Origin of the sequence: Bacteroides sp. D2 (genome assembly GCF_025147085.1) — a bacterium.
Classification (GTDB): Bacteria; Bacteroidota; Bacteroidia; order Bacteroidales; family Bacteroidaceae; genus Bacteroides.
Map to the genome: position 1 here is coordinate 5,366,032 of NZ_CP102261.1, position 14,223 is coordinate 5,380,254.

Genomic DNA, 14,223 nt, shown 5'->3' on the forward strand with positions numbered 1-14,223 from the left:
ATCAAACATTACAATTACATAACGCTACTCTTTTTCTTGCAGGAATACCAATTTTCTGTAAGTCCTGTTGCGTGCATGTGCATTGGTTCAGTGGATTCATCTAAATTTCCCAACTATTTCTTTACAGGAATTACCTGCTGACTTGTTTTGTTAGTCACAGCAGTATTCCTTTCTGATTTTCAAGCAGATGTAACATCTTCTTTGAAAATTCTTTTGTATGTTGTCAATCATCAGTTTAACCTAACCCAAAATATATACAATTATGTTCTCTATTATATCTACCATGTTTTTAGGAATCGGCATCGGCTATGTATTGCGTAACTGGAGTATTCTGCAGAAGACAGAAAAGACAATTTCTCTTACAATATTCCTGTTGCTCTTTATTCTCGGTGTATCTATCGGTTCTAATAGCCTGATTGTGAACAATCTTGGTAAGTTCGGATGGCAAGCCATTGTTCTTGCTGTGTCCGGTGTATTGGGAAGCCTGATTGCTGCCCGTTTGGTACTACAATTATTTTTCAGGAAAGGAGGCGAACAATGAAAGGAAGTCTGATCGTTATAGTATTCTTTTGTGTAGGCTGTATCATGGGAGCTTTCAATAAGTTCGAGTTCGATACACACACAGTTTCCATGTACATACTTTATGCATTAATGCTACAAGTAGGAATCAGCATCGGTTCCAATAAGAACCTGAAAGCCATTGTTTCACATTTGCACCCTAAAATGTTGCTGATTCCATTGGGAACAATTATCGGTACGCTGTTATTCTCCGCCCTGGCAAGTTTGCTATTGCGTCAATGGAGCGTGTTCGACTGTATGGCAGTGGGAAGTGGATTTGCCTACTATTCACTCTCTTCCATCCTTATCACCCAGTTCAAAGAACCCTCCATCGGACTGCAACTGGCTACGGAACTGGGAACCATTGCCCTACTGACTAATATTTTCCGTGAGATGATGGCACTTCTTGGTACTCCGATCATCAAGAAGTACTTCGGGAAACTCGCTCCTATTTCAGCAGCAGGAGTCAACTCGATGGATGTACTGCTGCCTTCCATCACCAGATATTCAGGAAAAGAAATGATTCCCATCGCCATCCTGCACGGCATTCTGATTGACATCAGCGTTCCCGTTTTCGTTTCTTTCTTCTGTAATCTTTAACCCTGTCCGGGAATAATAACCTTATTTATTAATGCCCGGAAACAGCCAATACAAACTTGATATCAGCATAGGAGACAGCGTCTCCTAATGCTACCTTTATAGCGAATATTCCCATGTATTCATGTTCATCCAAATACTTGCGAATCTTCGCTATATTTTCAGCTTTCACCACCTGCTCCACTTTGATCTTTCCCGAACGGACATAATGCTCCAGATGTCCGGCAATGGTTCCGGATACCAAATCACGAGCCTTGGCTATTTCATCTATATTCATTCCCTGACGGAACATTTCATAGCTAACCAACTTCGTATCTTTCTTCGCCTCCTTCTCTTTCTCCTTCTCCGCCTCCTTCTCCTGTTTCTCTGCCTCTTTCTGCAACTTCGTCTTTCGTTGCCTTACCGTATCATCGCTATTACCGGAGGAGATTAACATATCCGTTATCTCCGGCCTCTCCAATTGATTCTCCGCCATATACTTGCGGATAATACCCAGAATCTCAAGCCCGTATCTCTCTACTCCTTTCGCTCCAAAATAAGGTATCGCCTCCAAAGCTCTTGGACTATCCGGTAGCAGATTCACAATTCCCATCAATGCTTTCTGTTGCATAATCACATAAGCAGGGACATTCATCTCCCTTGTTTTGGCTGTTCTCCATTCAGACAGGGCACGATAAAGCTCCGGATGCAGAATATCCGTAGGAACCTCCACCTTTACCTTTTCAGCACTGCGTGTACGCTCTTTCCGTTCCTTACGTTCTTTCTTCTCCTTCAAAGCCTTCGAAGAACCGGAAGACGTAGAATCATCTTCAAGGCTCAACATTACTTTAGCCTTCAACTTCAAATAATCCGTAATGGCAAACCTCCCTCTTGTAGACACAGCTTCCAACAGAGACTCCTTAATCCACAACGCATCATCCAGCGCCTGCATACGCTCTGCCAACAGCTTTCTCAACTCTTTATTATCAAGAGGCATATTAGTCTTATCATACAAAGCCCGAACCGGTTCCAACTCCTTATGAAAATATCCGGCACCGGAACGAATCCGCTCCTGTAACTCCTCATTCGCCGCATAATCCTCACTCTCATGTATCAACCGGGTATACTGATTGCGGAAACGTTGAGACACCTCCACAATCTTCTCTTTAACATGGGGAGCCAACGCCTTATATTCAGCCAACTGCTTCGGAAAGAGCTTATACAAATCCTCATCCATAAGACGAAGCAACCGTTTATAAGCCTGATCGATTGAATAGAAATTAAACAAATCACTCAACAAATCAAAGAAATACGCCTTTTGCATATCATTCAACTGCTGGCTGCCCGGCTTATTTTGCTCCACCGCTTTGGTGAAATTATCCACCGTAGCATCACTTATTATGGCTTCCCTGCGCAAAGGAGACTCCAACACCATACCCTCCAGCGTCTTGCAACGACTCAAAGCCACATAAGTTTGCCCATGTGCAAAGGAATTCCGTGCATCAATAATAGCACGTTCAAACGTCAAACCCTGGCTCTTATGTATCGTAATAGCCCACGCCAAACGAATAGGATACTGGCGGAACGTCCCCTCTATCACTTCAGTGATTTCCTTCGTCTCCTCATTCAACACATACTTATAATTCCCCCACTCTTCCGGCAACAACTGAAATTCGGATCGATCCCCTTTACCACGCACCACAATACCCGTTTCATTAACCGCGACCACCTCACCAATCATACCGTTATAATATCGTTTCTCGGACGATGGATCATTCTTCAGGAACATAATCTGTGCTCCCTCCTTAATTGTCAGAAGTTTATCCGCAGGATACGAATATTCTGGAAAATCCCCCTCTATCTCGGCACTAAAATGATACGCCTTGCCGGGCAACGATGCCAATTCGCGATCATTAACCCTCTGTGCCTGATTATTATGTGTTGTCAGACGAATATATCCCTCTTCTTTTTGCGGCTGAAAGCCGGGCTGATAACGACGGTTCAGTTCATTCAACACTTCATCATCCGCCTTATTCTCCCGAATTTTATTTAATAAAGAAAGGAAGAACGTATCACTCTGACGATATACTTTCTTGAGTTCAATCGTCATATATGCCGTTTCTTTCAATGCATGACTTGCAAAGAAATAAGGAGTCTCATAATGCTTTCTCAACAACTCCCACTCATTGTCTTTCACGACAGGCGCCAGCTGTTGCAAATCTCCAATCATCAACAGCTGCACCCCACCAAAAGGTTTCTCCCTATCGCGATACCTCCGCAGAGTTGCATCCACCGCATCCAACAAATCAGCACGCACCATACTGATCTCATCAATAACCAGCAAATCCATACTACGGATGATATTCCGCTTTTCTTTACTATAACGATAATGCGTCTGGGAAGAATTAAAAGTAGTTTCGGGCACAAAAGGAGCAAAAGACAACTGAAAGAAAGAATGAATCGTTACGCCTCCCGCATTGATAGCTGCAATCCCTGTCGGAGCCAATACGACCATGCGTTTGGGCGTATGTTCTTTCAATCGTCTAAGAAATGTCGTTTTCCCGGTTCCAGCTTTTCCGGTAAGAAATAAATGGGTGCCTGTATTTTCAATGAACTGCCAAGCAAGCTGCAGTTCCGGATTATTTTCCATGCTTTTCCAATTTTCGGTAAAGTTACTGAATATTCTTTTTCTTTCGTCTTGATACGAAAGAAAAAGAACCAAAAAGAAAGAATCAAGGCACGTGTGGAAGCCTTACAATGTGGAAAGCTTAATAGAATAAAAGGCCAACAGAATGATAACCGATATAGCCTATATAATATAAAGAGACTTATGAAAAGTTCAAAAAAAGCTTTGCCATATAAAAGCCGCAGACGTTATACGACTCAATATAGCAAAGCAGAACAATATATAATAAAACTATAAACGATATAACAGCGGCTCACCAAAACAATACCAAGCATATCGCACGGCTTCCCCGCACCTCCATCCAGAACAGCTTCCCCGCAAACCTACCCCACAATACCAGCAGCAACGCCCACCCCGCCAGCTTCCCCGGCCTACTTTTTTCTCCGTCAGGCGAGCGCCCGTAACGGAGCGTTAAGAAGGGCAGACTGTTTGAGCGTAGCGAGTTTCTGCCCTTTAGCGAAGTGAAGGAAGCGAGTAGGAGAAAAAAGTCAGCCTTGAATTTTTCTTTGCTTCTTTCTTTTGTTTCAAGACAAAAGAAAGATGATTAATTACTTCATGGATCCCCCTACAATATCCAGCAATTCATTTGTAATCGCCTGCTGACGAGTCTTGTTGTATTGCTTCGTCAAATCCTGAATCAGCTCATTTGCATTGTCCGTAGCCACTTGCATAGCCAGCGTACGTGCAGCATGTTCCGAAGCATTAGAGTCGACAGCGGCGGTAAAAATCTTCTGGCTCAATACAGTGGGGATTAAGCTCGCGATTAATTCCTCCGCGTTCGGTTCGATGATATAATCATTGGCAATCTCGTGCTCCTGTGCCTCTTCCTCTTTCTTTCTGTCCTCTTCGCTAACCACGTTCGTCAGATTAATGGGGAGATACGTCTCACGGAGAAGGATCTGTACCCCCATTGATTTGAAATGATGATAGATTATTTCCACACGGTCTACTTCGCCTGCTACATACATATCCATCAGTCGGTGAGCCAGTTCGGCAGCCTCCTGATACGTTGGTTTGTCGGAAAGCGTTGGAGAAACCTCCTGCGGTTTAAAACCCATCCGTTTGGCGGCTTCATCCACCTTCTTGCCTACCGGGAATATCAAGATATTATCCTGTCCTAAAGTACGGAATTCCCCGATAGTCTGCATCATCATTTTGATGACGTTGGCGTTGAAAGCACCACAAAGAGAAGTGTTCGAAGAAAAAACAACGATTGCTACACGCTTCACTTCACGCTCCTGCACATAAGGAGATTCGATAGGCAGGTCCGCGCTTAGGAAGTTAGTCAGAATCTTGTTCAACTTCTTCTGATAAGGCAGCATATTCTCAATGGCTCCTTGTGCCTTGTGTAATTTGGCAGAAGCCACCATCTTCATTGCTGAAGTGATTTTTCGGGTACTCTTGACCGAATTTATTCTGGTTTTTACTTCTTTCAGTGAAGCCATAGTGATAATTAAAAATTAATAATTAAAAATTAAAGGGCGATCTGATTTATAAAAAAGCCAATTAGATAAATTGTTTAGTGACCATGGCGGCAGTCTCTTCAATAGCCTTAATCACATTATCATCAATCACACCCGTTTTCAATACATCCAATACATCCTCCTGATGATTCAGTTGCAGCGATTCGATGAAGCTACGTTCAAAGTCCTGCACCTTATCCAGAGGAACATCATGGAGCAGTCCGTGTGTACCACAGTAGAGAATAGCAATCTGCTGTTCTACGGGCATCGGGCTGTATTGAGGCTGAATCAACAGCTGGCCGTTCTTACGTCCCTTGTCAATCGTCAATGCGGTAATCGGGTCCATGTCGCTGCTGAACTTAGAGAACGCTTCCAGTTCACGATACTGTGCCTGGTCGATCTTCAATGTTCCCGCCACTTTTTTCATAGCCTTAATCTGCGCGTTACCACCTACACGGGATACAGAGATACCGACGTTGATAGCCGGACGCGTACCCTGGTTGAACAAGTCAGTTTCGAGGAATATCTGTCCGTCGGTGATAGAAATCACGTTCGTCGGGATATAAGCCGATACGTCACCAGCCTGCGTTTCGATGATAGGCAATGCCGTGAGAGAACCACCGCCTTTGACAATTCCCTTCAGACTTTCCGGAAGATCGTTCATTTCGCGAGCCACTTCCTCCTGACTGATAATCTTGGCAGCACGTTCCAACAGACGGGAGTGCAGATAGAAGATATCACCCGGATAAGCCTCACGACCTGACGGACGGCGAAGAATCAGAGAAACCTCACGATAAGCTACCGCCTGCTTGGAAAGGTCATCATAAACCACCAATGCATGACGACCGGTATCACGGAAATACTCGCCAATGGCAGCACCCGCAAAAGGAGCGTAATACTGCAATGCAGCCGGATCACCAGCCGTAGCAGCCACCACAATCGTGTAGTCCAGTGCTCCGTACTCACGAAGCGTATTAACGATAGAAGCAACGGTAGAACCCTTCTGACCGATAGCCACATAAATACAATATACAGGATCACCTGCCAGGAAGTTACTGCGCTGGTTGATAATCGTATCAATAGCGATGGCAGTCTTTCCCGTCTGGCGGTCGCCGATAATCAACTCACGCTGTCCGCGACCGATAGGAATCATGGCGTCTACCGCCTTCAATCCCGTCTGCAACGGTTGGTTCACAGGCTGACGGTAGATTACCCCCGGAGCTTTCCGTTCCAATGGCATATCATACAGTTCGCCGCCAATCAGCCCCTTGCCGTCGAGCGGTTCGCCCAGCGGGTCGATCACACGTCCCAGCATGCCCTCTCCTACACGGATGGAGGCGATACGTTTGGTACGCTTCACGACGAATCCCTCTTTGATCTTGTCCGTCGGACCCAACAGCACAGCACCCACGTTGTCCTCTTCGAGGTTCATCACGATTGCTTTGATACCATTGTCAAACTCCAGCAATTCATTGGCTTCGGCATTTCGCAATCCATAGATACGCACTACGCCGTCGCTCACCTGGAGCACCGTACCGATTTCGTCAAGTTGCACATTGGCGTTGATTCCTTCGAGCTGCTTGCGCAATATATCAGATACTTCGCTTACTTTTATATTTTCAGACATTATACAATTCTCCTATTCTTATCAATAAATTGTTGTTTCACTCGCTTCAACTGCGTGGCAACGCTTGCATCCAGTCGGTAGTCGTTGACATCGAAGATAAATCCGCCTTCGATCGAAGGATCTATCACCGTTTCGAGTTCCATCTGGGCGTGCAAGATATGCTCTGCTGCGGAACGAATCCGGTTTTCCGTTTCCTTATTGACGGGAACGGCTGTAATGAGCTTACCCACTCCGATATGCTTCAACTTCCGGTAAAGATCCAAATACATCAGGCTGATAAATTGCAGATAGCCTTCACGCCTGTTTCGCAGTACCAAAGTGATAAAACGGACAAACTCTCTGGTCGATTTCCCGTCACCGTCGGCAGCCGTGCATACCAGTGCCAGCTTCTCTTTGAATGAGATGACAGGGTTATCAAGTGCTTCGCGCAAACCGGGCTGTTCACAAAAACTGTGCGACAGCGTCAGGAACTCCTGATATAACCTGTCCTCCAGACCTTTTTCCTGTGCATATTCAATGATGGCTTTTGCATAACGCATTGAGAGTATTCCGACTTCCATCTTCCTTAGTTCTTATTCGGGGTTAGTACTTCATCCAGCATACGGTCGATCATGCCCATCTGTGCTTCCTTGTCCTCAAGACTCTTGCGGAGCACTTTCTCGGCGATGTCCACAGAAAGCACGGCTACCTGGCGACGGATGTCGCGGATGGCTTCGTCTTTCTCTATCTGGATTTGTTGTTTCACCGCATCCAGTTCTTTTTGTGCGGCAATTTCGGCTTGTTTACGGGCCTCGTGAACAATCTTGTCACGTTCTTCCATTGCTTCCCTCAAGATGCGTCCTTGTTCTTTGTTGGCGGCAGCCACCAATGCGTCGCCTTCCTCTTTCAGTTTAGACAACTGGGCATTAGCCTCTCTCGCCACCTCCAAAGACTGGTCGATATAGGTCTTACGACCCTCCACCATCTTGATGATGACGGGGAAGCCGTATTTCGCCAATATCACGAACACAATCCCGAATGAGAGAAACATCCAGAACAGCAGGCCACTATCAGGTAATAGTAATGACATATCTTTTAATTAAAAATTAAAGACTATAAATTAAAAGCTGGGGTGGGTTCTCCCTTTTAGAGGAAGAACACCAACAGACAAACTACTACCGCCAACAGAGCCACACCTTCAATCAAGGCGGCGGCGATAATCATGTTCATACGGATGTCCCCTGATGCTTCCGGCTGGCGTGCGATTGCTTCCATTGCCGAACCACCAATCTTACCAATACCCAAACCAGCTCCGATTACTGCAAGACCTGCACCGATAGCTGCACCTAATTTACTAACTCCTACTGCTGCTGCAGTGGCTTGTAACAATACTGATAGTAACATAATTTTCAGTTTTAAAATGGTTTATATTTTCTCTTGTTTATTATTTAATCATTCATTCCGCGCGTTTATTCCGTATTCTTTTTATCGACGTTTTCACCGCGTTTCATTTCAATCTTCTTCAGTTTTCACTTTGGCCCCTTCCTGTGCCAGACCGATAAACACTGCCGACAACATCGTAAATACGTAAGCCTGGATGAAAGCAACCAACAACTCAAGCGCATTCATAAAGATGTTGAACAATACAGAAGCCACCGTCAGCGTGCCGTTCAGTGCAGGCCCCATGCTTGCCGAGATAAAAATCAGGCAGGTAAGCACCAACATCGCCATGTGTCCCGCCAGCATATTGGCAAAAAGACGAATCATCAAAGCAAACGGTTTCGTAAAGATTCCGAAGAACTCGATGAATGGCATCATCGGTATAGGCACTTTCAGCCACCAAGGTACATCAGGCCAGAAAATATCCTTCCAGTAATGTTTCGAACCGAAGATATTCACTGCCAGGAACGTGCAGACTGCAAGCACCATAGTGATAGCGATATTTCCCGTCACGTTCGCACCTCCGGGGAAGAACGGAATCAATCCCATCATATTATTGATAAAGATGAAAAAGAACGCTGTCAGCAGATACGGTGCAAACTTCCGGTAGTTGGGTCCTACACAACTCTTGATAATATCGTCGTTCACCATCATGATGAACATCTCCATGAATCCGATAAATCCTCCCGGCGCTTTCGCTCCTTGCGGACGTTTTCTGTACCAGTGTGACACGCTCAATACGATGATGAGCAACAACACGCTGTTGAACAGCAAAGCAAACGTCACTTTCGTGATGGAAATATCCCACGGGCGAACCTGTTCGCCTGCCGCATTATACTCTACCAGTTTGCCCTCGTACTTACTTCCTTCGGGAGCGATGGAAAGTCCTTCATAAGTCCCTCCATTCTCTTCGAGACGGGAAGAAAGGAACGTGTGCCAACCTGTAGTACTACTATAAACAATAATAGGTAATGGTATAGTAATGTGCGTGTTACCCCACGTCGTAATATGCCATTCGTAGGAGTCGCCGATATGACCGAACACAATTTCTTTCACATCCACCGTGTTCTCCTGTTCCTCTTTCGGAGTAATCTCGTCCTGCGTCTGTTGTGACACCGCTTCCCCCTCCTGTTCCTGTGCAAGAACCGGCAAGCTGACTGCTGCCATGAGGCAGAACAGAATCAACGGAGCTACTATGTTATGCAACTGTTTCATTTTTCTTCTTATTTTTCTTTTTCCGTTTCTGATTCAACTCAAAAGAGAAGAAGAACCAGGTTTCGAATACCAGATATATCAAATAGAACAAGATAAACGTCAGCAGAAAGGCTCTGGCTTCTTCGCGAACGGCAAGACAATAAATCAATACCAGAATCAGCGAAAGAATCATTTTTATCATCTTCGTTGCCAGATACAACAGTAACATTCTCTGTGGAGCATGCCGGCGGCAAGCGTCGAAAGCATAAATGCTAAACAGCCCGAAGAAGTAAAAATAGATCGGAATAAACGGATACCCTCCGAAATAATGCCCCGGCAAAGCGAAGTGTAGAATGACAGCTCCGAGTGCCCCGCTAATTACCGCAAATAAGGTATGCCACCAAATAAAATTCCGTTTAGTTTTACTAATATTCACCATGTTACTGTGTTTTTCTGTAAGGTTATAATCTCGTTTTTTTCAATCTTTTGATGCTTAGTCTTTGTGCCGGTGGGGAGCTTCCGTCAGGAAACACAGGCGGAAACCGTACCGTCACTCATTTCGACAAAACCGCCCTGAATATCCATCGTGTGCTCTTCTCCGTCCATCGTCGTGTAACTCAACGTTCCCGCTTTCAACGACGAAACAATGGGCGCATGCCCGGGGAGAATAGAAAACGAACCGATCATTCCCGGCAATGTGACAATCTTCACATTTCCGTCGAATATGCTCTTTTCGGGCGATACTATACTCAAATGCAGTTCTTTCATCATGCTATCTTTTTATTTTTTTGCTGCCTGTTCCAGCAATTTCTTACCTTTCTCTATTGCCTCCTCAATGGTTCCGACATTCAAGAAAGCCTGTTCGGGAAGATAATCCACTTCTCCTTCCAGAATCATCTTGAATCCCTTGATAGTGTCTTCAATACCCACCATCACACCCGGAACGCCTGTAAACTGTTCGGCTACGGCAAACGGTTGTGAAAGGAAACGCTGCACGCGACGGGCGCGGTTCACCACCATCTTGTCTTCTTCCGAAAGTTCCTCCATACCGAGGATGGAAATAATGTCCTGCAATTCCTTGTTACGTTGCAGAATTTGTTTCACCTGCTGCGCTATGTCGTAGTGTTCCTGGCCAACAATGTGCGGGTCGAGGATACGTGACGTAGAAGCCAACGGGTCTACCGCCGGATAAATACCCAGCTCCGTAATCTTACGGTCGAGCACGGTAGTGGCATCCAAGTGGCTGAAAGTCGTTGCAGGAGCCGGGTCGGTCAAGTCATCGGCAGGCACATACACCGCCTGTACGGAGGTGATAGAACCTTTGCGGGTAGACGTGATACGTTCCTGCATCGCACCCATTTCCGTAGCCAACGTAGGCTGGTAACCAACGGCGGACGGCATACGTCCCAAAAGGGCGGACACTTCCGAACCTGCTTGCGTGAAACGGAAGATATTATCAATAAAGAACAGAATATCGCGTTTCTCGCCTTCTTTTCCTGCGTCGCGGAAAGATTCCGCCACCGTCAGTCCGGACAATGCCACAGAGGCACGTGCGCCCGGAGGCTCGTTCATCTGACCGAAAATCAGAGACACTTGCGATTTCTCCAGTTCGTTATAATCCACTTTCGAAAGATCCCAGTGACCTTTCTCCATTCCTTCTTTGAATGCTTCGCCGTAACGGATTACACCGGATTCAATCATTTCGCGCAGCAAGTCGTTACCTTCACGGGTACGTTCACCTACTCCGGCAAATACAGAGAATCCATTATGTTTCTTGGCGATATTATTGATAAGTTCCTGAATCAATACAGTCTTTCCTACACCGGCACCGCCGAACAAACCGATTTTACCACCTTTGGCATACGGTTCGAGCAGGTCGATCACTTTGATACCTGTGAAGAGCACCTCTTGCACAGTGGTCAAATCCTCAAACTTAGGGGGTTCGCGATGAATGGAATATGCACCTTTGCGGTCGAGTCCTTTCATACCGTCGATCGAATCACCGACTACGTTCATCAGTCGTCCTTTAATCTGTTCGCCAATCGGCATCGTGATCGGGCCTCCGGTGGGATACACTTTCATGCCTCTCTGAAGTCCGTCAGTACTGTCCATCGCTACGGTACGCACCGTATTTTCGCCGATATGTTGCTGAACTTCTACAACCAGTATTTTGCCGTTTGGCCTCTTTATCTCCAGTGCGTCGTGGATGCTTGGCAGCACCAATTCTGCATCCGTACCCTCAAAGTACACATCGACCACAGGGCCGATCACCTGCGAGATATGTCCGATAATCTGTGACATAAGCAATCTCTTTTATTTATATTATTCTTTTCTCTCCTTTTTGACTTTATAATATGAAAGGAATGCACATTTTTCGCGTTTTACCTATTTCATTATTATAATAAACAGTTGAGTTCAGTTTTTGTTCAACTATTTTCTATATCCCATAAACTTCTGTCCTTAGAAATAGTTAAAGAAACAACTGCGCAAATGTAGAAACAATTCCGTGTCGTTGTGCTTCCTTTTTCATAATTTGTCGTTCGATAACACTTATTAGACCTACAATGACTACAGATTGACCAATTCAGGCAAATTTCTGCTACAAATCAATAGCAAAACAAGTTTGGGGGCAATAATCTATCAATAAACTAAATTAACCCATCGAGTTTCCTATCTCTTTGTTAAAAATCAATGGATTAGCAAAAACAAGAAATAGTGGCAAAAACAACTAGTTTTGTGTTCGAACACAGAAAAGTCCTTATTTTCATGCTTTCCTTAAGAAAGTTTAAAGCCATATTTCCTGTTTTTCTCCTATCTATTCTATTCCTTATATATTCCGCATTTTTGCATTAAGATTCACATCCATCTTTATAAAGTTCCCAATTTGCATAAAAGAGCAATATAATAACGCCACATACAATTATTATCTCATTTTTTTGCTGTAATTTTGCACCACTAATATAAAACACTCAAAATGATGAAGAAAATACTGTTACTCGGTTCCGGCGAACTAGGAAAAGAATTTGTAATTTCAGCTCAACGTAAAGGCCAGCACATCATTGCTTGCGACTCCTATGCAGGAGCACCGGCTATGCAAGTGGCCGATGAATTTGAAGTATTCGACATGCTGAACGGTGAAGAGCTGGAACGCGTGGTGAAGAAACACCGCCCGGACATCATCGTTCCGGAGATTGAAGCCATCCGTACAGAACGCTTATACGACTTCGAGAAAGAAGGTATCCAGGTAGTTCCCAGCGCTCGTGCCGTGAACTTCACGATGAACCGCAAAGCCATTCGCGACCTTGCCGCCCAAGAACTCGGACTGAAAACAGCCAAATACTTCTATGCCAAAACTCTGGAAGAACTGAAAGAAGCTGCCGATAAAATCGGTTTCCCTTGTGTCGTTAAACCATTGATGTCTTCTTCCGGCAAAGGACAATCGCTCGTGAAGAGTGCCGACGAACTCGAACATGCCTGGGAATACGGATGCAGCGGCAGTCGTGGCGATATTCGCGAACTTATCATTGAAGAATTTATCAAGTTCGACAGCGAAATCACCCTGCTCACCGTTACCCAAAAGAACGGCCCTACCCTCTTCTGCCCTCCTATCGGACACGTGCAGAAAGGTGGCGACTACCGCGAAAGTTTCCAGCCTGCACACATTGATCCCGCCCATTTGAAAGAAGCGGAAGAGATGGCGGAGAAAGTAACCCGTGCCCTCACAGGTGCAGGACTTTGGGGAGTTGAGTTCTTCCTAAGCCATGATAATGGAGTCTATTTCTCCGAACTCTCTCCTCGTCCGCATGACACAGGTATGGTGACACTGGCGGGCACACAAAACCTGAATGAATTTGAATTGCATCTGCGTGCCGTACTCGGCCTGCCCATTCCCGGCATCAAACAAGAACGGATAGGCGCAAGCGCTGTGATCCTTTCCCCGATTGCCAGCCAGGAACGTCCTCAATATCGCGGACTAGAAGAAGTGACCAAAGAAGAAGATACTTATCTCCGCATTTTCGGCAAACCGTTTACACGTGTCAACCGCCGTATGGGTGTGGTACTTTGTTATGCTCCGCTTGATTCTGATTTGGATGCGTTGCGCGACAAGGCTAAGAGAATTGCAGAGAAAGTAGAAGTTCATTAATACAAGAAATTCAGAGATAAGATGAATAAAATCCGCCAAGTAAACCTGTCTGATATTCCAGCACTGCAAGAGCTATATCAGCATACAGTTCTGACTGTGAACCGAAAAGATTATACAGCCGAAGAAGTAGCAGATTGGGCTTCGTGCGGAGACGATACGTCACACTGGAATGAGCTTTTCGAAGAACAACATTATGTGGTTGCAAAAAACGAAGAAGGCGTGATTGTAGGCTTTGGCTCTGTAAACGATGACGGATATATGCACACACTGTTCGTTCACAAGGACTTTCAGCATCAAGGTGTCGCAACATCTTTGTATAAGCATCTCGAAGCATATGCACGAGAAAGAGGTGCGAAAAGATTAACATCGGAAGTTAGCATCACGGCAAAACCATTTTTTGAAAAACAAGGTTTTCAGGTCGATGAAGAGCAAAAGCGGAAAGCTAATCAAATGTGTCTCACCAATTATAAGATGAGCAAGCAGCTCTGTTAATCACATCTAATCATTTCTAAGATGAAAACATAGAAGAAAGCTCATTTGCAGATAAAGAAAGTCT

14 protein-coding genes are annotated in these 14,223 nt (G+C 45.1%); 4 read left to right on the plus strand and 10 right to left on the minus strand.

Going from position 1 to position 14,223, the window contains the following annotated elements; translation table 11 throughout:
* Nucleotides 1-262 precede the first annotated feature (262 nt).
* Together NQ505_RS20115 and NQ505_RS20120 are read left to right on the plus strand one after the other, a co-directional pair.
* Nucleotides 263-541 carry a LysO family transporter gene (locus NQ505_RS20115; RefSeq protein ID WP_004303461.1) on the plus strand — a complete coding sequence of 93 codons (279 nt, stop codon included), beginning with the start codon at nucleotides 263-265 and terminating at the stop codon, nucleotides 539-541.
* Nucleotides 538-1,158, plus strand: a complete 621-nt coding sequence (locus tag NQ505_RS20120) for a lysine exporter LysO family protein (RefSeq protein ID WP_004295766.1) — start codon at nucleotides 538-540, stop codon at nucleotides 1,156-1,158. Before NQ505_RS20115 ends, NQ505_RS20120 begins: the two co-directional genes overlap by 4 nt.
* Nucleotides 1,159-1,186: 28 nt before the next feature.
* On the opposite strand, the gene NQ505_RS20125 is transcribed toward NQ505_RS20120, so the two are convergent.
* From NQ505_RS20125 to atpD, 10 genes are all read right to left on the minus strand, one after another.
* The gene (locus NQ505_RS20125; RefSeq protein WP_008998429.1) at nucleotides 1,187-3,784 is read right to left on the minus strand and encodes a helix-turn-helix domain-containing protein; all 2,598 of its coding nucleotides are present in this window, start codon (nucleotides 3,782-3,784) and stop codon (nucleotides 1,187-1,189) included.
* A 584-nt stretch (nucleotides 3,785-4,368) separates the two neighbouring features.
* Nucleotides 4,369-5,265 carry a F0F1 ATP synthase subunit gamma gene (locus tag NQ505_RS20130; protein ID WP_008998430.1) on the minus strand — a complete coding sequence of 299 codons (897 nt, stop codon included), beginning with the start codon at nucleotides 5,263-5,265 and terminating at the stop codon, nucleotides 4,369-4,371.
* Between the two features lie 61 nt (nucleotides 5,266-5,326).
* On the minus strand, nucleotides 5,327-6,910 hold the full coding sequence (atpA, locus tag NQ505_RS20135) for a F0F1 ATP synthase subunit alpha (RefSeq protein WP_008998431.1): 1,584 nt from the start codon (nucleotides 6,908-6,910) through the stop codon (nucleotides 5,327-5,329).
* Complete coding sequence (locus NQ505_RS20140; RefSeq protein ID WP_008998432.1) at nucleotides 6,910-7,470, minus strand: F0F1 ATP synthase subunit delta; 561 nt, start codon at nucleotides 7,468-7,470, stop codon at nucleotides 6,910-6,912. Before NQ505_RS20140 ends, atpA begins: the two co-directional genes overlap by 1 nt.
* 5 nt (nucleotides 7,471-7,475) lie before the next feature.
* Entirely contained in the window at nucleotides 7,476-7,979 is a 504-nt protein-coding gene (gene atpF / locus NQ505_RS20145; protein ID WP_004295759.1) for a F0F1 ATP synthase subunit B, read from the minus strand.
* Nucleotides 7,980-8,035: 56 nt separating this feature from the next.
* Nucleotides 8,036-8,293 carry an ATP synthase F0 subunit C gene (gene atpE / locus NQ505_RS20150; RefSeq protein ID WP_004295758.1) on the minus strand — a complete coding sequence of 86 codons (258 nt, stop codon included), beginning with the start codon at nucleotides 8,291-8,293 and terminating at the stop codon, nucleotides 8,036-8,038.
* Between the two features lie 108 nt (nucleotides 8,294-8,401).
* Complete coding sequence (atpB, locus tag NQ505_RS20155) at nucleotides 8,402-9,544, minus strand: F0F1 ATP synthase subunit A (protein WP_008998433.1); 1,143 nt, start codon at nucleotides 9,542-9,544, stop codon at nucleotides 8,402-8,404.
* Nucleotides 9,528-9,962, minus strand: a complete 435-nt coding sequence (locus tag NQ505_RS20160) for a hypothetical protein (RefSeq protein ID WP_004303466.1) — start codon at nucleotides 9,960-9,962, stop codon at nucleotides 9,528-9,530. The genes atpB and NQ505_RS20160 overlap by 17 nt, the downstream gene beginning before the upstream one ends.
* An 83-nt stretch (nucleotides 9,963-10,045) precedes the next feature.
* The gene (gene atpC / locus NQ505_RS20165) at nucleotides 10,046-10,291 is read right to left on the minus strand and encodes an ATP synthase F1 subunit epsilon (protein ID WP_004303467.1); all 246 of its coding nucleotides are present in this window, start codon (nucleotides 10,289-10,291) and stop codon (nucleotides 10,046-10,048) included.
* A gap of 12 nt (nucleotides 10,292-10,303) precedes the next feature.
* The gene (gene atpD / locus NQ505_RS20170; protein ID WP_008998434.1) at nucleotides 10,304-11,824 is read right to left on the minus strand and encodes a F0F1 ATP synthase subunit beta; all 1,521 of its coding nucleotides are present in this window, start codon (nucleotides 11,822-11,824) and stop codon (nucleotides 10,304-10,306) included.
* A gap of 676 nt (nucleotides 11,825-12,500) precedes the next feature.
* Here atpD and purT point away from each other — a divergent pair.
* Complete coding sequence (gene purT, locus NQ505_RS20175; RefSeq protein WP_004303468.1) at nucleotides 12,501-13,667, plus strand: formate-dependent phosphoribosylglycinamide formyltransferase; 1,167 nt, start codon at nucleotides 12,501-12,503, stop codon at nucleotides 13,665-13,667.
* A 21-nt stretch (nucleotides 13,668-13,688) separates the two neighbouring features.
* Entirely contained in the window at nucleotides 13,689-14,159 is a 471-nt protein-coding gene (locus tag NQ505_RS20180) for a GNAT family N-acetyltransferase (RefSeq protein ID WP_008998435.1), read from the plus strand.
* Nucleotides 14,160-14,223: the final 64 nt, after the last annotated feature.

What these genes read in the sequence shown, in the direction of transcription:
- NQ505_RS20115 (WP_004303461.1), top strand. Translation starts at nt 263, where the DNA reads ATGTTCTCTATTATATCTACCATGTTTTTAGGAATCGGCATCGGCTAT.
- NQ505_RS20120 (WP_004295766.1), top strand. Translation starts at nt 538, where the DNA reads ATGAAAGGAAGTCTGATCGTTATAGTATTCTTTTGTGTAGGCTGTATC.
- NQ505_RS20125 (WP_008998429.1), bottom strand. Translation starts at nt 3,784, where the DNA reads ATGGAAAATAATCCGGAACTGCAGCTTGCTTGGCAGTTCATTGAAAAT.
- NQ505_RS20130 (WP_008998430.1), bottom strand. Translation starts at nt 5,265, where the DNA reads ATGGCTTCACTGAAAGAAGTAAAAACCAGAATAAATTCGGTCAAGAGT.
- atpA (WP_008998431.1), bottom strand. Translation starts at nt 6,910, where the DNA reads ATGTCTGAAAATATAAAAGTAAGCGAAGTATCTGATATATTGCGCAAG.
- NQ505_RS20140 (WP_008998432.1), bottom strand. Translation starts at nt 7,470, where the DNA reads ATGGAAGTCGGAATACTCTCAATGCGTTATGCAAAAGCCATCATTGAA.
- atpF (WP_004295759.1), bottom strand. Translation starts at nt 7,979, where the DNA reads ATGTCATTACTATTACCTGATAGTGGCCTGCTGTTCTGGATGTTTCTC.
- atpE (WP_004295758.1), bottom strand. Translation starts at nt 8,293, where the DNA reads ATGTTACTATCAGTATTGTTACAAGCCACTGCAGCAGCAGTAGGAGTT.
- atpB (WP_008998433.1), bottom strand. Translation starts at nt 9,544, where the DNA reads ATGAAACAGTTGCATAACATAGTAGCTCCGTTGATTCTGTTCTGCCTC.
- NQ505_RS20160 (WP_004303466.1), bottom strand. Translation starts at nt 9,962, where the DNA reads ATGGTGAATATTAGTAAAACTAAACGGAATTTTATTTGGTGGCATACC.
- atpC (WP_004303467.1), bottom strand. Translation starts at nt 10,291, where the DNA reads ATGAAAGAACTGCATTTGAGTATAGTATCGCCCGAAAAGAGCATATTC.
- atpD (WP_008998434.1), bottom strand. Translation starts at nt 11,824, where the DNA reads ATGTCACAGATTATCGGACATATCTCGCAGGTGATCGGCCCTGTGGTC.
- purT (WP_004303468.1), top strand. Translation starts at nt 12,501, where the DNA reads ATGAAGAAAATACTGTTACTCGGTTCCGGCGAACTAGGAAAAGAATTT.
- NQ505_RS20180 (WP_008998435.1), top strand. Translation starts at nt 13,689, where the DNA reads ATGAATAAAATCCGCCAAGTAAACCTGTCTGATATTCCAGCACTGCAA.